Source organism: Acinetobacter sp. CIP 102129, from assembly GCF_000368305.1.
Taxonomy (GTDB): Bacteria; Pseudomonadota; Gammaproteobacteria; order Pseudomonadales; family Moraxellaceae; genus Acinetobacter; species Acinetobacter parvus.
Genome location: NZ_KB849339.1, coordinates 164,306 through 186,660 on the forward strand (window position 1 = coordinate 164,306; position 22,355 = coordinate 186,660).

A 22,355-nucleotide genomic window follows, 5' to 3' on the forward strand; every position below is an offset into this window, starting at 1 on the left:
AAATAATTTAAACCTCTGATATCTCGTATATCAGTTCAGAATAAACTGACCAATATTGATTGGATTTATATGCTGCTACTGATTGAGCAGGTACATAAATCGCTGTAAGTGGATTATTGTCAAATGGCAAATATGATAGTGAAAAGAAGTCAGGCGGATTAACCGCATGGATCGTTACTGATTCAAGCTGGTTGTCTTTAAATGCATAGTTGCCAAGTAAAGTGACACCTGAGCCGATTTCAAGATATGTCAATGCATTAGAAAAAAAAGCATTTTGCCCAAATCTTTGAACAGAATCTGGTAAAACCAAGCTGGCAATCTGATTGTTTAAAAAGCTCTGATCACCAAGCGATAAAACTCCGTCCAGCACAATCAATTCATTGATATTTAGATTTTGCTTAAAGCCCCATTCAACATTTTGTCCAGCCCATTCGTACCAAGTCGGATCACCTTGAACACGCCATCTAATTCCGCCGATTTCTTCAGGATCAGGATCGGGGTTTACACCTCCGCTTGTGGCTTTCCCAACATTTGCACATCCACAACACGGTTAGTCTTAATTGCAGCAGTGATCATTCGACCAACTTCACTATCTGCTCCATAGATTTGATCGGCTTTTGCTTTGTCATAAATCGAAATGGGCATCGCATTACCATTCTCTGGTTCTGGTTGATCATCATTGGTGACGAATAAAACCTTGTGAATATTAGCTGGCAAACCCGTGCGCTGTGTGTTGATATTTACATCCAGATAAGTACCTGGCGTTTTCAATTGAGGAATAGGCATAGCTTAGTTTTCCTGTAATTCAATTAAGTCAGACTCGTCTTTGAAACCGTCATTTGGCTCAAAGTAGTAGTCAATGTTAATACGGTGGATATATGCATCAGTCGCTTCCTCTTCACGGTCACGGTCTGAAGCAGTGATGGTGTATTGAGTCGTGAACTCTTGAGAAAGAACGTTGATTGACTGGTTACGAGTTTTAGTATTGAAAATGGTTTTAGTGCGACCCAGTTCCAGCGGATCAAGACCAACCACACCGACTGAAGACAGGTCATTACCGATTAGCAGTTTTTTAACATGCTTGAGCATTAAAAAAGTACCAATATCACGACCAGCACCATGCCGCTGCGCCTCTTCATTTCGCATGGAACGAGCACCGACTAAAACAACAAAGGTCACTGGATACTCAGTCTTGTTATGGCTGGTTTTCTTGGGTGTGCCAGAACCCTGAAAAGTTACCCATATCGCTGGAAATGTATCAACCCAAGCCAGAGTGTCATCATCAAACTCACCGCCATAGGTCTTGATTTCACGTATCCACGTCCAGATTTTTTGCTGAATCTGTCGAGCCAAGACATCTTTAATGCCTTGCTCAACAATTGCGAGGTCTAGGTCTACCATGAACGACCTCCAAAATCACGACGGCCAACAACAAGGACCACATTGTTCGATGATGACTCTGTTGGAACAGACTCACCAGCTGGCGTACCGCCCAAACCCATTTCACCCTTTGAAATTGATTTAAGTTTTTTACAGGCATCGTCATAGCGAATCCTGATTGGACTATTTTCAGCAATAGCCTGAGTGCAGGCATGATAACGAGCCATGTGACAAGCAATATTGACCAAAAATGGAGGGATGTCATGTAACGGCAACTTATAGCGACCTTGCAACCAACCATCAATTTCACTGTTTGCCTCTTCAATGGCCGCATTCAGCTTGTCATGGTTAATTACATCCTGATAAGGCGCTTCATTATCAGTGAGTTGAATAAGTTCACGCTCACCGAATTTCCTGATCATCGCAGCTGCCGTTACATACATGACCTATGCTCCCGTAGAACCTACAGCCATTTGCCACAGGCCATAACCTGCTGCACCACGCGCTTCAGCACCGTATTTAAACTTTTTACGCATAAATACAGAATCGCTGGAAGTATCAGTTTGCTGTACAAAAACTGGCTTCTTACGAGGCTGAAAAATAATGGCTTTCACTGGTTTGGATGCATCATGCAAATGCCATTCGGTATCGGTTTTTAACCAACCAACAACCAGAACTTTTGCCGTACCCTTATATGGATTTGGCTTTCCATCTTCCAGACGATCCACTGTCATCAGCGCATTCGCGGTGTCTTCCAGTGCAGGGGGAACGATGAGCAAATTCGGATTCAGGTTCAGTGGGCGACCTTCTTCATCACGCATACTACGCAGCATGGTACGCGCAGCGCCATAACTTGCTTTGGCGGCAGCCAATGTATCGGCGCTTAAAGGTACATTCAGGCGGTTTGAAACCAGCTTTTTATTTTTACCCTCACCAACCTCATGATTAGTCGCATAGAACGTTTTACCGTCATAGCACTTTTCATCAAAACCATTGGTCAAGGTAGTGAAAACAAGGTCATCCGCCCATTGTTTTGAAGATTCACCAGCCATCTGTGTTTGTGGCTTGTAGATGCCTAAATTGTCGTCTTCAATATCGTTACGGTCAATTTCGACAGTTGCCTCAAAATCGTCATTGTTGATGGTGTAGGCATGTGCTGACAGTTGTTTGACAACCTTGTCTCCAACCCATTTCCGTAACTTTGGAAACTTGTCAATCCATGCGTAGGTATTGGATGCACCGCTACTCGGCACCTCCATAGCAACCTGATCCCACTGGCTCGGCGCTGCCTCAAATGCAGCATCGAACACTTTCTTGAGACTGGTTTTAAGGTTGTTCAGCACACGCTGTGCTGTTTGTTCATTAAAAAGCATTGCTTAAATCTCCACCCAGACGCAATCATCAAATTGCGTATCAAAACCCATAAAACGACCAGCGAGCGAACGAGTACCCGCACCATCCGTTTTTGCAATGGTTTGGTTATCCTCGACATAAACCTGAATGCCAAAATCCGCCTGAGTGACTGGATCGGCTGTAGAGTTGCGCACCAAAAACTGCTTGTTGCGACGCACCAAACCCAATAGATCACCATTTGCACCCGTATTCTCAGCACTTTGATCCCAAATGCCTAAACAGATTTGGTCTGCACCACCAACATCATCCGATGCGATGCCATGTCCAGTGCCATCAACCACTGCAAACGTGCCTTGTAAAATGACTGCTGCCGCCAACAACGGGATGGGCATCAGTTCTCCGTCACGAATCTCCGTGACGATTGCAATTTCAGTTTTAGCCATTGGCTGCTCCTTAAATTCCTAGTTGCGCGTCAATTGAGACCGCAATGTCATCGGGCTGGCTTTGTTGGTACTGTTGACCACCAGAAAGATTTACTGTGCTCGTCTGGCGTTGGGACAAGGCGGCGATTTTTGGCAAGCTTTCAATATGGGTTTTAATAAAATCAGGATTGGTTTTTGCCTGATCCTTTGCCCAGTTGATGGTTGCCTCACCAGTCAAGCGCCCATCACTACAAGCCGCCAGAATGAGATCATCAATCTCTTTGGCCTTGGCCTGAGCTGCTGATGTACTGGCCTGATTTACCGCTTCCTGATAGACAGCCATCGGTACATACTGTGTGAGATCAGGTGTGGCCTGACTGTTTGCCGCCAGCTTAAGCTGTTCAATTGCAGCAATTGCGTCAAAAAGGTTTTGGCTGTTTGCTGCGAGAGCCACACCTGTTTTTTCTTTAATTTGCTGCTGAAGCTTGCCAAGCTCTGCCAAGATGTCTTCCGCAGTTGCGGATAAAGGCAGGTTCAGCATCCAGCGCAATTGTTCTAATAACTCATCCATTTTGGAATCCTGTGGTAAATTTTGGGCAAAAAACTCCTGTGCTGCCGCAGCAAGCTTGGCTTCGGGCAACTGGTCTAATGCAGGGGTATTGGTTAGGGCGACATTAATCAGAGTGGTGATTTCACCGACACTGTTATAAAGAAATACTGGTGAGATATATTTATATTCTTTGGCTTCAATATGGGCCTTGGCTTTATCAAGCCATTCAAAGTTAGTACTACATAATCCAACTCCTTCAATGTAGGTGAAACCAGCAGATTTTAACCATCCAGCAGCAGGCGCAGGTTCACCAGTCGTTTTAGACTTCAATGTTGCGTGCTCATAATCGATAACCATGTCGATTTGACGCTGATTTAAAGCAGCAACAATCTGGCGACCACGCTCTGGAGTCAATTTCCAGTGTGGCGCGTCATAAGGGCGACCATCAATCTCACTACGAAAGACACCTTCAGGAATCAATACAAAGTGATCTGATAATGCGGATAAGTCGAATGAGCACGAAGCTGCGAGTAAGGTCTTTTTCATGCTGGCAATATCGCATCACCAGCTTTTTATTATTAGGCGGAAAGACTTCCGTTTAATTTAAGAAGTCTCCACCCGATAAGGGGGAGATTTAGAGGGGGTTAGGGATTAAATATTTTTTGCCAGTAATGACCAGCCACCATTCCCACAGCATTTTCAGCTTCGGGTTGTAGAAAACCATTTCCATCAATTGGCAAATACGGTCGAGCAGGAATTTTGACTTTACGTCCACGACCAGCCATGCCACCAAACTGATGAATCGCTGCATAGTTCTTACTCTGACCAGAACCAGCCATGACTGTTGCCGAATCCCGATCATGATCACCCTGAATACTGGCTTTCAATCCAGCAGGTGAACGCTGCAAAATACCTTGAGGTGTAATGCCTTGCTTGCGATAAATTTCAAGAGTTACGGGTGACAATTCATCCCAAGCAGGACGACCATTGGCATGAAAATTCTGCAACGTTTGACTGACGAGCACCCGTTCAAGTGTAGAGGTCAACTCAAGCGGATTTTGCAGCCGAGATGCAACAAGCTGTAGCCTTTTCCGCAGCTCCTCATCATTTAAGAAAATACCTGACATATTGCACCTGTTTAAAATTCAAACTAAACTAAAACAAAGAGTGGGCTGAAGTAGCTGATGGGAAAGCATCGGAGTTTATACTTCGTCTATTTGGGTTCGAGTCCCAAACCAGCTCACTTTTTACTTCCAAGAAATTCATAACGCTTACCATTGGTCAAATTGACCAGCTCCTCAATCACAATCGTCCGTATCAAATTTCCTGTGATTTTCTGCTTGCTGCCAGTCTGATCCCTGGCATTGAGTGCCTTGTTGATCTGAAGTACAAGCTTGTAGACATGACCATCACGCTCTACATCAAATACCAGCAAAGGCGTATTGGTTTCTACATCCAGATACAAATCATGCCGACCATTCAAGTGATCAACAATATTTTCCACCCATTCACGGTCATGCTTTTTACGCTCCTTATCAAGATGACCCAGCGTGTACTTGTCATGCACAACCAGAGCAGCACTATCCAGCGCAATATTTCGACTAGATAGAACCTTTACAAACTCAGGATCAAGTGTCCCAACAATACGCATTTCATTATTGGCACGCTTTGGATCGACACCCTGAATCCATTGCTTGACCTCATCATTGTATTGACTTGCTACAGGCTTATTCTGAAGAACCTGCTTAACCACATTAGATGCTAAACGTGGTTCAGCAGCCGCAGCCTTATCCATAAGCTGTCTTGTCGGTAGCAACTGAGGGCGACCAACCCAGCCAGCATCAGTTTGAAACGATGGTCGATCTGGAAAGTCCAGTCTTGCAACTTTAGCCACACCGCCATGACCCACATCAACATCATAGACTTGCAGGTATTTACCACTGTCGTAAACCCTGATTTCTTTCCCATCCACTTCGCCATACATCAGCTCAATGATGGTGCAACGGCAGTTATAACCATTTTTGGGTGCTATCGCAGCCCATGCAGGATCAGACTTACGCATGACAACGCCATGCAAGGCTCGATGCCGTGGACGGGTTTTATTGTCCAGAATCGCGCTGTACATCACATACGGAAACAGCTCATTGTCATCCCACATGACCGACTGACGACCAGCCTCATACGCCTGAGCCATATTGGTCTGGTAAATGGTTTTAAGCCGATATGGACTGCCAAGCTGAACCTCACGGGTACCAGCTTCAGTGGTGATTTCTTTTTTCCCCCACCAGCCCTTGGCTTTCATCTTGGGTTCAATATGGGCAGCCCACTGCTTTAAATCCCAGCCATTCTTTTGGGCCTCAATCAGTGATTTACGCACATCTTCAAGCAGGTCAAGCTGGGTCATGTGGGCTACAACAAAGGCATGGTTATGGGCATTGCCTTGTACACGCCACCAATCCTCAGATGGCATGAGCTGTTTTTGCTGCAAATATTCAATGGCACGCTGGGGCGGTTGCCCAAACAGCATATTCAGTAAGGGTTTATCCACGCTTGCGCCCCTCATGGGTAGACAAACGCCCCAATACATCACTGGCAAAAATCAAGGTTTCCAGATCATCCTGTAGACTTTGCAGGTCACGATCAGGGAATGCCTCTGTCAGCATTGCCAAGGCACCCTCAATGTCATCTGCCTGTCCTAGACGTTCAATTAACTGGGGTAACAATGTCTCAGCCTGCTGTTGCACATGCTGGTTATCCAGTCTTTGCTGCACTTGCTCATCCAACAGATTCTGAAAATAGATGGCAGACAATTCGGCTGGATGTGCTGAGCTGACAGGATTCTGATTCAATGCTGCAAGATACTGGGCAGGCAGTGCCATGCGATTAACTGCAAGCTGGGCTTGTTGCACAACTGCAAGCACAGGTTCCTTATCATCCGCAGGCTCAGGAATGCCCAGCTTTTTATGTCCCCAAGCACGCGGAATTTGAAAGCCGATTTCAACCAGCTTTGGCAATGCCTCACTAAAGACTTCCATATCTTCAGTATCAGTCGTGTCAAAATAAAATGACGGATAACGATCAGGGGCAATCTCTGGATAATTGATCCGCATCAAATGACTGATTAAAGAATCATTGATCGAACGTGCAAGCTGTTTCGCATCAGATTTGACCAGTTTCTCAAACTGAATTTCATGTGTTTGGCTCTGGGCATTGGTACTGGTCTTGCCATCAGCCTGAGATAACAACGTTCCACCGACAATGACTTTGGACTCGGTTTGCTCACACCATTTCACAAGGTCAAAATGATTTTTGGTATCACCATCGGTTGCCGCTTCAAAATCAATCGCCATGCCATGCGGGATAATGCCACCCGCATTACGCCCAATGCTCATCACAGCACGGAGCAAGGTCATTTTTTCTTTTTCTGTTGCACCACTTGGATATTTACCGATTTTACTTGGCAGGCCGTATGTCTCCAGAAACTCCATGACATCACGGATGCCATAATTTTTAAACAGGAACGGCCACGCCAGCACACGGTGCAGGCCTGATCGGGCAATATAGCCAGATTTCGCTTTATGTTTATGGATAAACCAGCCGAAATCCAGAAATTCAAGCCCATCAGGTGAACCATCATTGAGACGCAGTTCATTCGGTTGATTCTGTGGAGTCATAAAATGACGTGGATTGGTATACTCAAAACTCTTCGGCAGCCATAGAACACCTACTTGATGCCATTCAATTTCTTGGCAAGAATAACCATGACCAACTGCATCCATTGCATCAAACAAAAATGTTTCAAAGTTGGTGATGTCATCAATCCATTCAGCAACTTCTTCAGCAATTTTGCGTTCAGCTTCGCTGGCATTCTTTGGTGGATTGACTCCCCACGCTAGACCATTGATGCCTTTCTTACGCTTGTCCATTTCACTAAAGATGTGACCATCACGCTCTTCCATATCACAGAAGAGGTCGGCCTGTGCCTGTAAATTACCCTGTTCGGCATTGGTCAGGAGCTGGTGAAGCCGTTGTGGAGTCAGGCCAACAACGGGATGCTCTTGCCACTGGTTCGCCAGCCATGCCACATCAGCAGTCTGGTTCTGCTCAAGTGCTGAACGATCCTGAGTTTTGGATTTAGGTTTTTTCTTAGCCATAGCGCAAATACAGTTTGAGGATTTTGCACCATTATTGTTTTTTGACTTATTTAAAATTAGGCGGAAAGACTTCCATTTATTTTTAGAATTTTTAAATCGCTCAGAAAGCGCGATTTTAGCGACTTAAAATCAAATACGACTCATTGTTGCTGAAATGGCTTTAAATCGCTAAAAACCGTTTTATAAAACAAACTAGGGCTATTAAATTACATGCACCCAACATCACTGTACCAACTATCATAATCATCTGGATTCATTTCAATTTCAGCACGTGTTGGCAATGCTGTAAATTCAATAGGCGCACTTGGATTTTTAGCAGCATAATCCGCAAGTAAATGTGCTATCGCACTGTCACCATGTCGATCTTTATTGTTTGAGTTAGATTTCCCCATTGCTGGAATACGAGCAACACCATTGATTAAGACAAATGCTCGGTGATCTTCCATGACGTCCTGATCAGCTGGCATATTCTCAATATCACCATCTTCCAAAGATGCTTTGAAATGTGGTGTATGTTCTCGATACCATGCTTCAGTCAGCATAACTGCTTCAATTCGATCACCATACAGCACTTGCATTGCTTCAGCTAAGAAACCACCGTTACCACCAGCATCGTGCGCACCTTTACTGAAGTTAGGAAGCTTGGCAACAATGAGTCGTAAAAATTCCTCTTGTTGCTTGTAGGGGACTTTAAACATCTCAAAAAGAAATGGGATTTTCTTCTTGGTATTTTGCTGTTCAATCAACGGCCAGAAAGAACATGCGTTTTTCTTACGTGCGAAATCTAGTCCATAAAAACTGTTTGCTTTGGCTGGAAACTTTTCCAATACTGGCAATAAATTTTCCTCAAAGAACTCTTTAACCTCAGCATTCCGAGTCTCTTCACTGACACTATTAAAGTCATCCCAACCTTTTGGGGCATCAAACCGAATGACTGGAACAGAAGAATCCTTTTTGCCCTCAAGTAAAGACAATGGCAACCAGCGTCCACCACCTTTACTTGGAATAACATCCAGTTCTTCATCAGCTGCATCACCATAGAACTTGTAAGTATCTTCAACCCAAAGTTGTTCTTCAGATTTTTTATATTTAATTTTCTTACGCAAGCAAACACGCTTATATAGACCTTGTTCAACAGCCTCACGGAAAGTTGTGCGATGTACTGTACCTTTACGCTTTCCAGAACGAATTTCTTTAATCAGGTCATTAAACTCATTGTCTTCGCCATCATGTGTACTGATCACACGAACACATCCACCCCAGATCAGTAGTGCTATAGCTGCCTTCAAAAGCTCAGATTTCTTTTCATGGAAACCATACTCATCGAGAATCACACGACCTTGGCGACCACGTAAGTTGGATGGACGTGAAGTTAAAGCTTCAATTCGACGACCAGACTTTGGAAAGCGAATCGTATAAGTCTGGATATGCTTATCACCATCCTCCCAAAGACCTTCTTCAACATCACTGCAAGCCGCATCAAATGCTTTTGCCCACATCGCACAAGCCTGAATAAATTCGACGGTCATGTCCTTGTTATAACCAAGGTAATAACAATTCTGCCCAGCATCACTTGCAGCATCTAATACCGAATCCGCAGCTTCAGCCCAAGTCAAACCAATACGCCGAGATTTTTCAGCCACTTTCAATGGACTCTTATCAGCAATCCATTCTTGTTGATATGGCAACAAAACAGCAGGCACATCTTCATAGCCAGCTGAGTTAAGAATCTCTCTTGGATCAATGACAGCTTGTTCACTCATAATCCAATAATTCCTAAAATTTCTTTTTTCACTTCGTCAACTGTATCTTTAGACATGCCGCCTTTTTTAACGATTTTTTCAACCGCTTTGGCAGCAGCTTGAACACGCTCTTTAACTTCAGACTCCCATTTTTTCTGATTGACTGAAGCTTTGGCAATTTCTGCAATTCCTTTGCCTGCTTTAGCCATGAGCATGATTCGATCTGCTGGGTCTGCATCTTCATTATCAGCTTCTTGCAAGGCAACCAATGCATTGAACAACTCGGTCTGTACTAATGACAAAACAGCAGAGCTTCGCATATCACTATCATCTGGAGCAGCATCTGCAATCATCATTGCAGCCTGTGTACTGGCTTGAACCGCAGCAAGCTTTTGTTCAACTTTTTGACCATAGCGGTGCACACTGGACTTGCTGACGTTATAACCACGCTCTTGCAGAATTGCGGCGATTTCCTCATAGCCACAAAAACCCTTATCAATAAAGCGTTTATCTAGCCAAGTTTTATCATCATTACTTAACTGGTCAATTGAGGATTCACGTGCCATGATTCACCTCAGTTCCAATACTTTTGTGGACGCGCAATACCAGCTTGGCAATCAATGGTGTATTCGACCATATCAATTCCTAACCGATCAAGTTTGCTATGCCAGTGACCATCTGGTTGTTTTGTAATTTCAACCAGTTTTCGTTCTTCTAAATAGTCCAACTGAACATGTAATTCTTGTGGTGTTGTATCAGGGTACAAAGCACGCATTACGTCTAGCAGCAATGTATCCATCGCACCTAGTGGACGAGCTTTATCTAAAGCATTAAGTAAGTGCCAACGCATACCTTCACGACGGATTTTTTGAACATCGAAACTCATGGTTTAATTCCTTGCTTAATCTGAACTTTCTCAAGCTTTTCAGCCAAGGCATCAAGCTTTGCTTCAATAACGGTTTGACCACGAATATAGTCATCACGGGCAATGTAACGAAAAGGCATATCAGCTTTAAATTCCAGAAATTTACGTTCCAGTTCACGGACTTCTTCTTGCCCCTTAACCGCTTGACGAGAAACTTCTTCAATTTTTTGATTGGTAGATTCAAAGTTTTGTTGAATGTTTTTATTAATCTGACTACCCATCATTTTGATCATGCCAGCGACTGCGCTAAGCACAGCCGACAGAATGAGAAATACTTGATAGGCTTCAAGCTGGATGGTCATGTGTGCTCCTTAATTTCATCAGAAGCAGGTGGCAACGGCTTAGGTTTACTTTGATTAATAAAGCGACCCACAAAGCCGAGCAGTGCCAGAGCAGCGGTGACTTTTGATTGGGATGCTTCAGGAACTAATGCAAGAACTTCTGGGGGGATACCGTAGAGGGAAACATAGCCAATAGCTGCAAACGCCCAAGTGGATAACCACTTCCATGCTGTATGCCAGTTTTGGACAATCAGACCTGTGTGTACCGTTTCATCAAAAAAACCTGTCACATAATCAGGAATAATTGGAACCTGAGCTTTTAGCTCATCCACACGCTTCTGATGACGTTTGGCTTGATCCAGCAGCTGAGCTTTTTGCTCTTCGATTTTTGGTTTGCAAACTGCATTTGTGTCACGAACACCAGTTTCATAACCATCTTTCCATGTGTAATCCAACTTATCGTTAAAATCATCATGAGCGCGTTCCAAGAAGTGGGAAATTTGCTCATTCTTGGCAATACATTTTTCAGCTTTAACTAGCTGACTTAAAGAACTCTTTTTCATCGCATATCATCCGCAGCATATTTAAGGTTGCCAGAGACACGACTCATCCAGCCTTTACCAAAAGTGTTAAAGGTTGAGATACGTGTATAAAACTGGATACGCTCAGCATTGAATAAATTGATCAGAGCAAACTGGGGCTGCTTGCGAATCTCATTGAGTGTGATTGCACCAATAATGCCGTCATCCTTAACGCCTACGGCTCGCTGTAGAATTTTTCGGGCATTGGGCAAGCCATGATTGACTGCTGCATCAAACAACTGAAATGCGACAGCAAAGGGAAAGTTGTCACAGCTCATTGCATCCCAGTATTGGTTCTTATAGATTTTTTCGACCACATCAGCAGGGATATTCCGCATTGAACCGCTATAGCCATAATTTCTGGCAACGGCTTTGGTGATCCCAAAATTGGTTTCACCACCTGGGTCTGATGGATGGTCTACATAACCACCCTCATGTTGAAGTACTCGTTTTAGAGCATCCTGAAAAGTTTTAGCCACAACAAAAAAACCTCATCGAATGATGAGGTCATAATGCTGATTAAACTATTTTTATATTAGGCGGAAAGACTTCCGTTTAATTTATTTATTTTCAGGTAAGTCAAACATTCCAACTAAATAAGGAGCATTGGTTGTACCACCAACGGCATTATTAAAACCAATTTTACCAATTACAACACCACAAAAAGTTGCACTGGAATTTGCAACCAATTCCCCAGTAGAACCAACAGCTAATACTCGTGTGAAATCTGTATAATTACTTGCAAGACCAGCATGATATGCTGGAAAACCACCAGAGCGATCCACCTGAATCTCAACAATAGTCCCACTTACACATAAACGTTTACCACGTTCATTAAATGAGTCTTTTAAAATCTTACCACGCGTACTGGTTGGAATATTTTTAATATCACTAATTTTAGTATGTTTATTTTCCATCCAGAAAGCTACAACACCAGCTGCTGCTGGAAAAGCATTAAACTCATCTGACATAGTAGGTTTTATCATTTCAATTGCTTCAGGTAACGTATTTTTCGATAATAATTGTTCAGCACCTTTTTCAGTATCAGTTTTTTCATCAGCAGCAGGTTGAGCTACAACTGGTTGAGTCATTTTTTCATTATTAGTTTCAGTATTTGGCTGTTTAGAACACCCAACTAAAACTGTTGCAGTTAATGCAACAACTAATAAAACCTTTTTCATTAATTATTCCTTAAAAGAGACTAGCCTTCAAACTTGGCACTATTTGCTACTGCTACAGCCAGCATGCCTATAATAAATAACATTCCGACAAATATTGACGAGGTAAATTGAAGCAAAACAAAAGCGAAAGCCAAACATCCCAAACCAATAAACCAAACTTGGCTTACCCGTTTATCAAAAAAAGCTTTCCGTCTATCTCTATCCATTCTGTACCAGTAATCTGCCAAATCGAACTTACAATATTCGCATTCTTTATTATCTTTATAGATCCATTTTCTACAACTTTGACGAGGACATTGTATTGCTTCCGCACTGTAGGGTTCTGGAGGAATAAAGGTAGAATAATTTATTAAAGTATTTTCGACACCCGTCATCTTACCGCCTATGAGTTGTCCAACACTCATATCAACGGATTGGTAAACTGTTTTTCTTTCATTCATGGTACACCACCTGAGAGTCTTATTTATTCTTTATCCCCACAATTGATCCACCATGTTGATTTTCAATATTAATCGAACTATTTTGTTGTGATGCAAAGTGGTTATGCTGCTGATTATTATCACCAATTTGCTGACCTTTTACACTATTTTTGTGGTTTTTTACGACATCACCTGTCGTTTCACTTTCAAGCCTAAATAATGCAGCAAGTATTTTATCTTTAACGTCTGTAGTTGCTTGACGATATTTAATAATCAGCAGTTCTTCTTCATGAGAATATGTTTGTTCTGTTTCACCAAATAATACATAAGAAATATCAAAACCAAGATTTTTCATAAGAATTAATTTGTCACTTGGTATAGCTGTAGCACCAGTCTCCCAACGCTTAATCGTCATATCACTAACATCAAGCAATAGAGCCAATTTTTGTTGAGTTAGCTTTAATTTTTTTCGCTCATTTTTTAATCTATCAGAACATAAATGTAACATTTAAAGGTAAATCCACATTGAAAATAGAACATATATGTTCTATTGTCTCGTTAATAGGTGAAGATTCTCACCAATATTGCCAGAAAATCACGATTTAAAAACAGGGCTTAAACCATGACTCAACTTAAAACAGGCGAACAAGTCAAAAAAGACTTTATTGCATGTGGTGACACTGTTCACGCTTGGTCAGTTCGTAACAACTTTGATCCAAGCGAGGTTTACCGTGTCATCAATGGCTATAACAAAGCTACCAAAGGCAAAGGCTTTCAGATTGCTGTTGCACTTGGCATGAAAGCCAAACCCACCATTAACGCTAAAAATAGCACAATTTACCCAAACTTTGCATAACAACAATAAGGAAAAGGTCATGACAAAAAAAGATCACGCCCTAACGTTTATTTTCATTTTCGTTGTAACGCTGGGCTATTTCGGCTGGTTCATGGCAGAGCTAGATAACGAATTGCTACAGCAAGAACTCGCTTCTCTCAAATACAACAGCAGTGAAATTCGAGGGCCACACAAATGAAAAACATTTCTGAAATACAGGAACTACTTGAAGAAATAAAAGATCGTATGGCGTGGGCTAACGAGGAATCAACCAGAGCTGGCAATGGCCCAGACAGCCACCCATACATGCGTGGGTACTATCAGGGAACCTTGAAATCCATTGAGGAACGAGTAACCGAAATCGAGGAGCTGATCAATGAGCACAGTTAAATCCGCAGAAATTGGCGAAGAGCGAATTACCCAACTTATAGCCTCAATTTCAAGTAGCACCAATGTTTCCATGCTTGATTTTTTTGAACAGCAGGCAACCTCTTATGTTTTTGCTTTATATGACATTCAGGCAATCCCACAAGAACATGCCAAAAAATTAGCACAGAGAATCCTAAGAGCAAAAAAAAATCGTCAAGAGGAAATGCAGCGACTTGCCGATCAAGCCATGACTCGACTTGCGTCTAATACCTACAAAAAATGGGGACTGTAAATCATGAGCACAGTTAAATCAGCCGAAAAAGTTCTCAACGTGCTTAAAGCATTAAGCGGACATAGTTTGCAAGGTGTGAGTAACCAAGACCTTGCAGAAAAATTAGGAGAATCACCAGCACAGATTCATCGTCAACTTCAAACCTTAATTGCCGCAGGACTTGCAAAACAAGAAGAAAACGGACTTTTTACGCTCGGCACAGCGATGGTCAAGATAGCCAAAAGCCATCTCACCGAAATTGAGAGAGCTAAGGCACGAATTGCCGAAATTGAACAACGTACATCTACTTATTAACGGTGAAACGCATGGATTTAGAACATACAACAGAAGTTACCATTTCAGGTCACGCCCAGAAACTTGGAACTTTAGCAGCCCAACTTGGTTATGAGGGGTCTTTAGCTCTAGGTTCACTAGAAGATGAAGTTCGGTTTTATCAACAGCGTACTGTTGAGTCCTGCATGGAAATTGGAAAACGATTACTTCTTATTAAAGAACAGACTCCACATGGTGAATTTAACAAACGTATTGAAATGTTAAATTTCACACCAAGAATGGCACAGAAATTTATGTCAGCCGTTCTTAAATTCTCAAAAACGAATTCGAATTCGCTTTTGCAGAAAGCTGGAAATCAAACCAAGCTTTTAGAACTTGTCATGCTTGATGATGATGAAATAGAGCTTATAGAACAAGGTGGCAGCATTGGCGACGTATCACTTGACACCATCGAAACCATGTCTGTACGTGAGCTTAAAAAAGCTCTGCGTGATGCCAAAGCCGATATTGATGCTAAAGAACAGGTCATCAAAACCAAAGACCAAAAAGCCAATGAGTTACTTGCTGAAAATGCAAAGCTAAAAAGCCCTGCACAGATTAAAGAACGTGCTGAGTCTGAACAGCAACAGTTTGAACAGGCAGCCATAGCAAAATTGAATGCTGCAAAAGATGCTTTCTTACCTGCATTTACGAAGTTCACCAATGATATAGGCGGTGTAATTGACACGGCAGACGCAAAAGACCTCCCACAGCTTTATGAAAACATTGATGAATTGCTCATTTATGCCTGTCAACGTATCGCTGGATATGTACAAAGCTTAGGTACACAGGTCAATTTTGAAGAAATAGTTAAACCGTCATGGATAACTGACGAACCAACTGATCCAGTTGAGGAATAAGCCATGACCACCCCAAACCTAGCCGAAATCGACTATTTGCGCCAAATTGCCGCAGAGCTTACCGAAGCAGGTCATGGTAAGAAAGGGGCAATCGCCAAACGTGCCTGTACTCATTTAAACATCAGCAATGCAGAACTCTATCGCAGACTTGAAACCGTTGGTTTTAGCACTGGACGTAAGCAGCGCAGCGACAAGGGTAAAACCATTGTAAGTGTGGAAGCAGCTGAATTTGTGGGAGGCTTTGTTGCAGACCGTACTCGTGCCAACGGTAAACAAACCACACCAATTACCGTTGCTTTAGAAGTAGCCAAAGCAAATGGTCTGGTTGGTGACATTTCAGCAGCAACGATTTCACGAGTGATGAAACAGAACCATTGCCACCCAAAACAGCTTGCACTGCCAACACCACATACACGTCAACGTTCTCTACACCCAAACCATGTTTGGCAGATTGATGCCTCCGTCTGTGTCGTGTTTTACCTGCCAAAGTCTGGCATGTGTGTCATGGATGAGAAAAAGTTCTACAAGAACAAACCTGAAAATATCAAAAAAATTGAGAAAGAACGTGTGATCCGCTATGTCGTAACAGACCACACCTCTGGATCAATCTATTTTGAATATGTAGGTGGTAGTGAAAACAGCGAAAACCTGACCAACGTCTTTTTAAATACGATTCAAAAACGCAGCCTAAAAGAACCAATGCACGGGGTTCCATTCATCCTCTATGCAGATAAAGGTTCAGCCAACACCAGTGGCCTGTTTAAGAATTTACTGATCCGCTTAGGCGTGGAATTTATTGCCCACGAAGCAGGCAATCCACGAGCCAAGGGACAAGTCGAACAAGCCAATAACCTGATTGAAACCCAGTATGAGGGTTTGCTACGTGGCAAAAACATCCAAAGCATTGAGGAACTGAATCAAGATTCTGAAAAATGGCGCATCTATTGGAATGATAAACACATTCACAGTCGCACCAAACGCACCCGTAACGCAGTATGGCAAATGATCAAGCCTGAACAGTTGCGCATTGCACCGTCAATGGAGCTTTGCCGAGAACTTGTCACGACTGAACCGAAACAGCGCACAGTGAAAGGTGATCTTACCATACAGCACTCCATCAAAGGGTTTGGTGAAAACTTCTATAACGTTCGTCATATCGACGGCTTATACGTTGGTGCAAAAGTTGATGTTGTAGTCAACCCATACCGTGCGCCTGACATTGATATTTTGATGACCAATGAGCAAGGACAGCAAGTCATCTATACCGTTGAGCCTGATCAATACGACATATTCGGGCAAAACATAGAGTCGCCAACCATTGGTAAGGACATTAAGTCTGTTGTTGATACACCTGTTGACCAAGCACGAAAACGATTGACCAAACAGGCATATAACGCTGACACCTTGGAAGCCGCCGAAAAAGCCAAAGCCAAAAACAGCACCAGTTATCAACACATTGACCACGATGCCCATATCAATAAGCACCATATCAATGACTTTATTCCACGCGCTGGTGAGCAGATGACAACACCAGAGCAACGTCGTCAAGTTGCGCCACTCAATCTTATTCAGGCAGCCAGAGCCATTCGCGGTCATGTTGGTGAACTTTGGAATGCTGAATGGATGAACAAGCTCAAAACGACCTATTCAGATGGCAATTTCCCGCAAGAAGACATCATGTTTTGGGTGGAACGCGTCAACTCAAGCAACAAACCAACAAAACTTAAAGTGGTTGGAGAGTAATCATGAGCGCATTAAAACAACTACTTAAAGACCACAACGTAAACCAGAACACGCTCAGCAAACCGATGTGTGTGAGTGTTTCGGCTGTCAATCTTTTCGTAAATCACGGTCAACGACCAAAGAAAAACCCTGAGCAATTCCAAGCCAAATTTATTGAGCTTCTGGAAGCCAAAGGAATTGCAACAGATCAAATCCAACAAGCAATAGACGCTGCCAATGCCATTGCCGCAAACGACCAAGCCGCAAGCAATGACAAGGCAGACGACACTCAACAGGAGCAGCTTATGCTACTACGCAAACAAACCCTAACGCCAGCGGCCAAGAAACATTTCAGGCTGTTTAAGAACATTTTTGATGAGCCGATCCGCAGTGCTGCTGAGCTTTTTAACAATGGCGACATCAACTATGTGCGCGAATCCATGTGGCAGGCTGCCAAGGGAAACTCTTCCTTTATTGCAGTGGTCGGACAGTCGGGTGCAGGCAAAACCACACTACATCGTGAATTGAATGACCGCATCGAACGTGAACGTGAACCAACCATTGTCATTGAACCATATCCAACTGGTATGGAAGATAACGACCTAAAAGGCAAAACCCTAAAAGCTTCACACATTGCCGAGTCAATTTTGGCAACCCTTGCACCAAGTACCAATGCTAAACGCTCGCCTGAAGCTCGTTTTCGCCAAATTCATAACTTGCTCAAAGAGTCGAGCCGAGCTGGGCATCACCATCTGCTGATTATTGAAGAAGCACATAGTTTGCCGATTCCAACACTCAAGCACCTAAAGCGATTCCTTGAGCTTGAGAACGGATTCACGCCTTTATTAAGCATTATCTTGATTGGTCAGGACGAACTCAAAATCAAGCTTGCTGAGAACAATCCAGAAGTACGTGAAGTCGTACAACGTTGTGAAATCGTCACGCTTGAGCCTTTCACACAAACCACTTTGGTTGACTATTTACAGCATCGTTGCAAAGCAGCAGATCGCAAACTTGAAGAATTTATTGACGAGTCAGGTCTTGATGCGATTTGCACAAAACTGACTCGCAACGTTGGACGCAAGAACCAGCACGAAAGCCTTCTATATCCACTTGCCGTTGGCAACCTGATCACGGGTGCGATGAACGTGGCAGCTGACCTTGGCGCACCAGTGATTACTGGTGACTTAGTGATGGAAGTTTGATTTATGGCTGATTTCGCAGATGTAGCAGCAGACATTGCTCAAACCGATCTTGAACACACTTTACAGAACGCTCGACGCATCGAATTTCCAAGTCACTTTTACTGTGAGGAATGCGGTGCAGAGATTCCTGAACAGCGTCGCAAACTTGGTAGCGTGACTTTATGTATTGGTTGCCAAACCGTGCTTGAAGCAAAACAAAAACATATTCGAGGTGTTCTATGAAAACACAATTGAAAGGAATTGCAGAAAAAAGCCTACAAGTTGCACCAGCAAATAAACGTGCTCAATTTGCGAAGGACTTGGACAAGCTCATCAGCGGTGACTATGTACTTGTGCCTAAAGAGCCGACTCAAAAAATGTTGAATGCAGGTCATATCATTATGAACAGCGTCAAAGGTTCAGATGTTCATTCAGCAACTAATGCCAAGCGTCGTGAATGCTACAAGGCGATGATAGAAGCCGCTCAAGAGGCATCACTATGAAAACTAGATGTCCAGCCTGTGGAGCGACAACATCACTTGATGCTTTGCTTGGTCATAGCGATGCAAGCCAAGCCTTTGTTGCATCACTCAATTTGACTGGTGAATTGGCAAATCCATTAGTCAAGTATCTCTCTATGTTCAGATCGGACAGCCGTGATCTAACGTTTGAACGTGTCGCAAAATTGCTAAATGAAATTGCACCAGACATCGTTGCAAAAAAGATCAAGCGTGGTCATCACACCTATCCAGCACCAATTGGCGCATGGATATGGGCGATCAACACGATCCTTGAGCGTCGAGACCAAGGCAAACTGCAATTACCGTTCAAAAATCACGGCTATTTATATGAAGTCATCACTTCATATAAACCTGAATATGAGCAAGGAACAGCAAAGCATCGCTTTGCCCTTGCGCAAGAGTCGAACTATGTTCGACTGGGATCTCAGCTAAAAACTGATGCAGAACGGGCAATTGCTCAGGCTGAACATGAACGCCAGAAACATGAACGTCCAGCAGTCCCATTTTCAGAATTACTTAAAAAAGCCAATGAAGAGCGAAAAGCTATAGAGCAAAGCTCTCTTAATGGCATTCCACAAGAACAACTTTTCGCATACGTCGCAAAGAACAAGCGTGATGGTGAATCCCACAAACAATGCTTTGACCGTTTAAAAACAGCGGAATTAGAGCAAGAACAAGGAGCAACACAATGACTATTAATACTATTCCAGAAGGCTATTGGGAGAATGCATCAGGCTCTTTAGTACCTGAAGCAAATGTCAAAGCGATTGACAAATTACGTGATCAAACTGTTCGTCAGCTTCATGAAAAAGCAAAAGAAATCCACGAGCTTTTAAAAAAATTCAAAGTGGATGGCTTTGCTGATATTGCCAGCTTTATCCAAATTTCAACCGATCAATATGGTGCAAAAGTTGGTGGCACAAAAGGCAATGTTTCTCTCATGAGCTTTGATGGACGCTTAAAAATTCAACGCAATATTGCAGAAACCATCAATTTTGATGAACGCCTGCAAGCAGCTAAACAACTCATTGATGAATGCCTTGAAGAATGGACTGAAGGCAGCCGTGATGAGATCAAAGTCATTATCAATGCCGCATTTAATGTGGACAAAAAAGGAGAAATCAGCACAGCAAAAGTACTTGGTTTAAAACGACACGACATCGATCACCCGAAATGGCAGCAAGCCATGCAAGCGATCTCGGACAGCATCAACATTATCGGCAGCAAAGCTTACCTACGTTTTTACACTCGCGATGACTCAACAGGTGGCTACTTGCCACTTTCACTCGACATTGCATCTATTTAATAACAGGAATTTTTAAACATGAATAAGTCAGAACTAATTAAACACATTGCTTCTCAAGCTGGTCTTACACAAGCACAAGCAACAGCTGCTCTTCAGGCAGTTGAAACGGGTGTGATTGAAACACTTACCAATGGTGGTGAGGTCGCTTTAGTTGGCTTCGGTACTTTCAAAGTGACTGATCGTGCAGCTCGGACAGGTCGCAACCCAAAAACTGGTGAAGAACTGCAAATTGCAGCTTCAAAAGTACCAACGTTCAAAGCTGGTAAAGCATTCAAAGAGGCATTGAATTAATGGCAACAGAAGCGAATCACTTGATTGAACTACTAGAAAACAAAGGTTTGAGATTAGTCCGAAAATTCAATATTTGCGGATATTTCGAGTACCACGTAGTCAATCAAGCTGATCAAACAATTGCTAAAGATACCGTTGCTCACCAAGCAATTAACCGAGCGATAAATACGCTCCAAGCTTAAACGAAACATATATCAAAGGTACTTAAAAGATGGAAAACCAACATAAACAAATCAAAGGCTATCGTGATCTTTCAAAAGAAGAAATCGATTTGATGAATGAAATTAAAGCCAAAGGCGCAGAGCTAGGCGCTTTAGTAGAAAAGCTATTTGACCACACACGTCAACAAATTGATAAAGCTAATGCACATGGTATTGCTACAGGTGATTTTTCAGAGTTCCAGCGTTTGACAGATGCTGAGCCACATCACTGGGTGGCGACTGGATCAACAAATTTACAGCAAGGCTTAATGGCTTTAACTCGTGCTGTTGCCCAACCAACAACATTCTAAGCGAAACATAGGCAAGGATGCCTGTGTCTGCTGGATGTCGTGATCCAGTACTGACGAGCAGCGAGGATATTAGATGATCAGCATTGAAGACCTAGAGAATTTACCTGAAGAAATTAAAGAAAGCTTAGGTGAAATTCCATGAAAGAAAGACCAATCAGCAGGCGCAGAAAACGCAAGTTAAGCAAAAAAGGTAAATGCGTTTTCTGGTCAAAACTTCTTGAAAGTTATGTATATGTTATGGAGCAAAAATAAATGGGTATGTCACGCGAAGAAGCAATTCTAAAAATCAAAAAATGTTTAGCACTAGCCAAATCAGCCAATGAAAACGAAGCTGCAATTGCATTGCGTCAAGCGCAATCATTGATGCGTGAGTTTCAAATCGATCCTGATCTGCTAGATATTGTTGAGGCTAGATGTGAAAGTAAAGCAACAAAGATACCGCAAGCTTGGGAAGCAAGTTTGGTTTTGACAATTGCGAGAGCTATGCAATGTAAGCCAATTTTTAGCTCTGGCAGCAGTACTTGGGGCATCAAAGCATCATGGACATTTATTGGTGTTGATCCAGCACCAGAAGTTGCCTCTTATACATTCGATGTCTTATATCGTCAGGTTACCCGTTCAAGAAAAAGCTTTATTGAAACAGCATTAAAACGTGTCACTGTCAAAAAAAATAAGGTGGCTCGTGCAGATTTATTTTGTGAAGGCTGGGTGGATTCTGTCAAACGCTTAATAACAGACTTAAATATTGAAGTACCAGCAAATACTAGTCAGCGCATAGAAAAACATATGGGTCAGTCTCGTGGAAAACTGGATTCATTTACACCAAAAGACCGAAACAAAGGTAAAGCATTTAATGACCGTGCTGCCAATGATTATCATGCTGGCAAACAGTCAGGAAAATCAGCAAAACTTAATCAAGCCATGAATGGTGGCAAACAGTTCGAAAAATTAGGAGCTGGCTCATGATTTTAGCTTTCTTTGCTGTTTTTTTGCTTGGTTTATATCACTGCTTTAATGAAGCAAGATTGGCTTGGATCACACGTAACAGCACAGGTTTAACTGTGTTTGAGCGTCGTTCTTATATTTTAAAAGCAGGCTTATCAATATCACTGGCAGTACTTGCGTTAGTAGGTCTTTTTGATGCTGCTAAGGGAGTGTTTTGAT

Annotated in this window: 36 protein-coding genes, 1 tRNA gene and 1 other RNA gene; 19 read left to right on the forward strand and 19 right to left on the reverse strand. The window is 42.7% G+C overall.

Going from position 1 to position 22,355, the window contains the following annotated elements; translation table 11 throughout:
* Positions 1-7: 7 nt before the first annotated feature.
* The 8 genes from F973_RS02260 to F973_RS02295 form a co-directional block, all read right to left on the reverse strand.
* Complete coding sequence (locus F973_RS02260; RefSeq protein ID WP_081399892.1) at positions 8-478, reverse strand: leucine-rich repeat domain-containing protein; 471 nt, start codon at positions 476-478, stop codon at positions 8-10.
* A 23-nt stretch (positions 479-501) separates the two neighbouring features.
* Positions 502-786: a hypothetical protein gene (locus F973_RS02265; protein WP_004759761.1), complete on the reverse strand. Its 285-nt coding sequence runs from the start codon at positions 784-786 to the stop codon at positions 502-504.
* A 3-nt stretch (positions 787-789) separates the two neighbouring features.
* Complete coding sequence (locus tag F973_RS02270; RefSeq protein ID WP_004759762.1) at positions 790-1,401, reverse strand: phage protein Gp37; 612 nt, start codon at positions 1,399-1,401, stop codon at positions 790-792.
* On the reverse strand, positions 1,395-1,823 hold the full coding sequence (locus F973_RS02275) for a gp436 family protein (RefSeq protein ID WP_004759763.1): 429 nt from the start codon (positions 1,821-1,823) through the stop codon (positions 1,395-1,397). Before F973_RS02275 ends, F973_RS02270 begins: the two co-directional genes overlap by 7 nt.
* Positions 1,824-1,826: 3 nt before the next feature.
* Positions 1,827-2,753 (reverse strand): Mu-like prophage major head subunit gpT family protein, encoded by a 927-nt coding sequence (locus tag F973_RS02280; protein ID WP_004759766.1) that lies wholly within the window; start codon positions 2,751-2,753, stop codon positions 1,827-1,829.
* Positions 2,754-2,756: 3 nt separating this feature from the next.
* Positions 2,757-3,176, reverse strand: a complete 420-nt coding sequence (locus tag F973_RS02285; RefSeq protein ID WP_004759767.1) for a hypothetical protein — start codon at positions 3,174-3,176, stop codon at positions 2,757-2,759.
* Positions 3,177-3,186: 10 nt separating this feature from the next.
* Positions 3,187-4,251: a phage protease gene (locus F973_RS02290; protein WP_004759768.1), complete on the reverse strand. Its 1,065-nt coding sequence runs from the start codon at positions 4,249-4,251 to the stop codon at positions 3,187-3,189.
* A gap of 98 nt (positions 4,252-4,349) precedes the next feature.
* Positions 4,350-4,832: a phage virion morphogenesis protein gene (locus F973_RS02295; RefSeq protein ID WP_004759771.1), complete on the reverse strand. Its 483-nt coding sequence runs from the start codon at positions 4,830-4,832 to the stop codon at positions 4,350-4,352.
* Positions 4,833-4,874: 42 nt separating this feature from the next.
* Between F973_RS02295 and F973_RS14975 the strand changes: the two genes are divergently transcribed.
* Positions 4,875-4,948, forward strand: a tRNA-Ile gene (locus F973_RS14975).
* Here F973_RS14975 and F973_RS02300 read toward each other — a convergent pair.
* The 11 genes from F973_RS02300 to F973_RS02350 all read right to left on the reverse strand — a co-directional run bounded on the left by F973_RS02300 (position 4,946) and on the right by F973_RS02350 (position 13,496).
* Positions 4,946-6,253 (reverse strand): phage head morphogenesis protein, encoded by a 1,308-nt coding sequence (locus F973_RS02300; RefSeq protein ID WP_004759773.1) that lies wholly within the window; start codon positions 6,251-6,253, stop codon positions 4,946-4,948. The two genes, F973_RS14975 and F973_RS02300, sit on opposite strands and share 3 nt — an antisense overlap.
* Entirely contained in the window at positions 6,246-7,859 is a 1,614-nt protein-coding gene (locus F973_RS02305; protein WP_004759774.1) for a DUF935 domain-containing protein, read from the reverse strand. The genes F973_RS02300 and F973_RS02305 overlap by 8 nt, the downstream gene beginning before the upstream one ends.
* 206 nt (positions 7,860-8,065) lie before the next feature.
* The gene (locus F973_RS02310; protein ID WP_004759775.1) at positions 8,066-9,622 is read right to left on the reverse strand and encodes a hypothetical protein; all 1,557 of its coding nucleotides are present in this window, start codon (positions 9,620-9,622) and stop codon (positions 8,066-8,068) included.
* Positions 9,619-10,167 carry a DUF3486 family protein gene (locus tag F973_RS02315; RefSeq protein WP_004759777.1) on the reverse strand — a complete coding sequence of 183 codons (549 nt, stop codon included), beginning with the start codon at positions 10,165-10,167 and terminating at the stop codon, positions 9,619-9,621. The genes F973_RS02310 and F973_RS02315 overlap by 4 nt, the downstream gene beginning before the upstream one ends.
* Positions 10,168-10,175: 8 nt before the next feature.
* The gene (locus F973_RS02320; protein WP_004759778.1) at positions 10,176-10,487 is read right to left on the reverse strand and encodes a hypothetical protein; all 312 of its coding nucleotides are present in this window, start codon (positions 10,485-10,487) and stop codon (positions 10,176-10,178) included.
* Positions 10,484-10,828 (reverse strand): hypothetical protein, encoded by a 345-nt coding sequence (locus F973_RS02325; protein ID WP_004759780.1) that lies wholly within the window; start codon positions 10,826-10,828, stop codon positions 10,484-10,486. The genes F973_RS02320 and F973_RS02325 overlap by 4 nt, the downstream gene beginning before the upstream one ends.
* The gene (locus F973_RS02330; RefSeq protein WP_004759781.1) at positions 10,825-11,370 is read right to left on the reverse strand and encodes a DUF7940 domain-containing protein; all 546 of its coding nucleotides are present in this window, start codon (positions 11,368-11,370) and stop codon (positions 10,825-10,827) included. The genes F973_RS02325 and F973_RS02330 overlap by 4 nt, the downstream gene beginning before the upstream one ends.
* Positions 11,367-11,867, reverse strand: a complete 501-nt coding sequence (locus F973_RS02335) for a glycoside hydrolase family 108 protein (RefSeq protein ID WP_004759782.1) — start codon at positions 11,865-11,867, stop codon at positions 11,367-11,369. The genes F973_RS02330 and F973_RS02335 overlap by 4 nt, the downstream gene beginning before the upstream one ends.
* An 81-nt stretch (positions 11,868-11,948) precedes the next feature.
* Positions 11,949-12,569 (reverse strand): hypothetical protein, encoded by a 621-nt coding sequence (locus F973_RS02340; protein WP_004759785.1) that lies wholly within the window; start codon positions 12,567-12,569, stop codon positions 11,949-11,951.
* A 20-nt stretch (positions 12,570-12,589) separates the two neighbouring features.
* Positions 12,590-13,009, reverse strand: coding sequence for a hypothetical protein (locus tag F973_RS02345; RefSeq protein ID WP_004759786.1), 420 nt, complete (start codon positions 13,007-13,009; stop codon positions 12,590-12,592).
* Positions 13,010-13,028: 19 nt separating this feature from the next.
* On the reverse strand, positions 13,029-13,496 hold the full coding sequence (locus tag F973_RS02350) for a helix-turn-helix domain-containing protein (RefSeq protein WP_004759789.1): 468 nt from the start codon (positions 13,494-13,496) through the stop codon (positions 13,029-13,031).
* A gap of 114 nt (positions 13,497-13,610) precedes the next feature.
* Between F973_RS02350 and F973_RS02355 the strand changes: the two genes are divergently transcribed.
* The 18 genes from F973_RS02355 to F973_RS02430 all read left to right on the forward strand — a co-directional run bounded on the left by F973_RS02355 (position 13,611) and on the right by F973_RS02430 (position 22,354).
* Positions 13,611-13,844, forward strand: a complete 234-nt coding sequence (locus tag F973_RS02355) for a helix-turn-helix domain-containing protein (RefSeq protein ID WP_004759791.1) — start codon at positions 13,611-13,613, stop codon at positions 13,842-13,844.
* A 19-nt stretch (positions 13,845-13,863) separates the two neighbouring features.
* Complete coding sequence (locus F973_RS15195) at positions 13,864-14,022, forward strand: hypothetical protein (protein ID WP_004759793.1); 159 nt, start codon at positions 13,864-13,866, stop codon at positions 14,020-14,022.
* A complete protein-coding gene (locus F973_RS02360) occupies positions 14,019-14,213 on the forward strand; it encodes a hypothetical protein (RefSeq protein ID WP_004759794.1) in 195 nt (64 codons plus the stop codon). The genes F973_RS15195 and F973_RS02360 overlap by 4 nt, the downstream gene beginning before the upstream one ends.
* On the forward strand, positions 14,200-14,484 hold the full coding sequence (locus F973_RS02365) for a hypothetical protein (RefSeq protein ID WP_004759795.1): 285 nt from the start codon (positions 14,200-14,202) through the stop codon (positions 14,482-14,484). Before F973_RS02360 ends, F973_RS02365 begins: the two co-directional genes overlap by 14 nt.
* A 3-nt stretch (positions 14,485-14,487) precedes the next feature.
* Complete coding sequence (locus F973_RS02370; protein ID WP_004759796.1) at positions 14,488-14,778, forward strand: helix-turn-helix domain-containing protein; 291 nt, start codon at positions 14,488-14,490, stop codon at positions 14,776-14,778.
* Between the two features lie 11 nt (positions 14,779-14,789).
* Complete coding sequence (locus F973_RS02375) at positions 14,790-15,656, forward strand: DUF3102 domain-containing protein (protein ID WP_004759797.1); 867 nt, start codon at positions 14,790-14,792, stop codon at positions 15,654-15,656.
* Positions 15,657-15,659: 3 nt separating this feature from the next.
* Positions 15,660-17,399 carry a DDE-type integrase/transposase/recombinase gene (locus F973_RS02380; protein WP_004759798.1) on the forward strand — a complete coding sequence of 580 codons (1,740 nt, stop codon included), beginning with the start codon at positions 15,660-15,662 and terminating at the stop codon, positions 17,397-17,399.
* Positions 17,400-17,401: 2 nt separating this feature from the next.
* Positions 17,402-18,583: an ExeA family protein gene (locus tag F973_RS02385; protein WP_004759799.1), complete on the forward strand. Its 1,182-nt coding sequence runs from the start codon at positions 17,402-17,404 to the stop codon at positions 18,581-18,583.
* A gap of 3 nt (positions 18,584-18,586) precedes the next feature.
* Positions 18,587-18,805: a TraR/DksA C4-type zinc finger protein gene (locus F973_RS02390; RefSeq protein ID WP_004674817.1), complete on the forward strand. Its 219-nt coding sequence runs from the start codon at positions 18,587-18,589 to the stop codon at positions 18,803-18,805.
* Between the two features lie 77 nt (positions 18,806-18,882).
* On the forward strand, positions 18,883-19,065 hold the full coding sequence (locus F973_RS02395; protein WP_171062060.1) for a hypothetical protein: 183 nt from the start codon (positions 18,883-18,885) through the stop codon (positions 19,063-19,065).
* Positions 19,062-19,775, forward strand: a complete 714-nt coding sequence (locus F973_RS02400; RefSeq protein WP_004759800.1) for a hypothetical protein — start codon at positions 19,062-19,064, stop codon at positions 19,773-19,775. Before F973_RS02395 ends, F973_RS02400 begins: the two co-directional genes overlap by 4 nt.
* Complete coding sequence (locus F973_RS02405; protein ID WP_004759801.1) at positions 19,772-20,389, forward strand: DUF3164 family protein; 618 nt, start codon at positions 19,772-19,774, stop codon at positions 20,387-20,389. The genes F973_RS02400 and F973_RS02405 overlap by 4 nt, the downstream gene beginning before the upstream one ends.
* Positions 20,390-20,407: 18 nt before the next feature.
* Positions 20,408-20,680 (forward strand): HU family DNA-binding protein, encoded by a 273-nt coding sequence (locus F973_RS02410; RefSeq protein WP_004759802.1) that lies wholly within the window; start codon positions 20,408-20,410, stop codon positions 20,678-20,680.
* The gene (locus F973_RS15650; protein WP_004759803.1) at positions 20,680-20,862 is read left to right on the forward strand and encodes a hypothetical protein; all 183 of its coding nucleotides are present in this window, start codon (positions 20,680-20,682) and stop codon (positions 20,860-20,862) included. The genes F973_RS02410 and F973_RS15650 overlap by 1 nt, the downstream gene beginning before the upstream one ends.
* 29 nt (positions 20,863-20,891) lie before the next feature.
* Positions 20,892-21,191 (forward strand): Acb2/Tad1 domain-containing protein, encoded by a 300-nt coding sequence (locus F973_RS02420; RefSeq protein ID WP_004759804.1) that lies wholly within the window; start codon positions 20,892-20,894, stop codon positions 21,189-21,191.
* Positions 21,190-21,258, forward strand: an RNA gene (locus F973_RS14370) — hammerhead ribozyme type II. Before F973_RS02420 ends, F973_RS14370 begins: the two co-directional genes overlap by 2 nt.
* A gap of 185 nt (positions 21,259-21,443) precedes the next feature.
* A complete protein-coding gene (locus F973_RS02425; protein WP_004759805.1) occupies positions 21,444-22,157 on the forward strand; it encodes a DUF2786 domain-containing protein in 714 nt (237 codons plus the stop codon).
* A complete protein-coding gene (locus F973_RS02430) occupies positions 22,154-22,354 on the forward strand; it encodes a hypothetical protein (RefSeq protein ID WP_004759806.1) in 201 nt (66 codons plus the stop codon). The genes F973_RS02425 and F973_RS02430 overlap by 4 nt, the downstream gene beginning before the upstream one ends.
* Position 22,355: the final 1 nt, after the last annotated feature.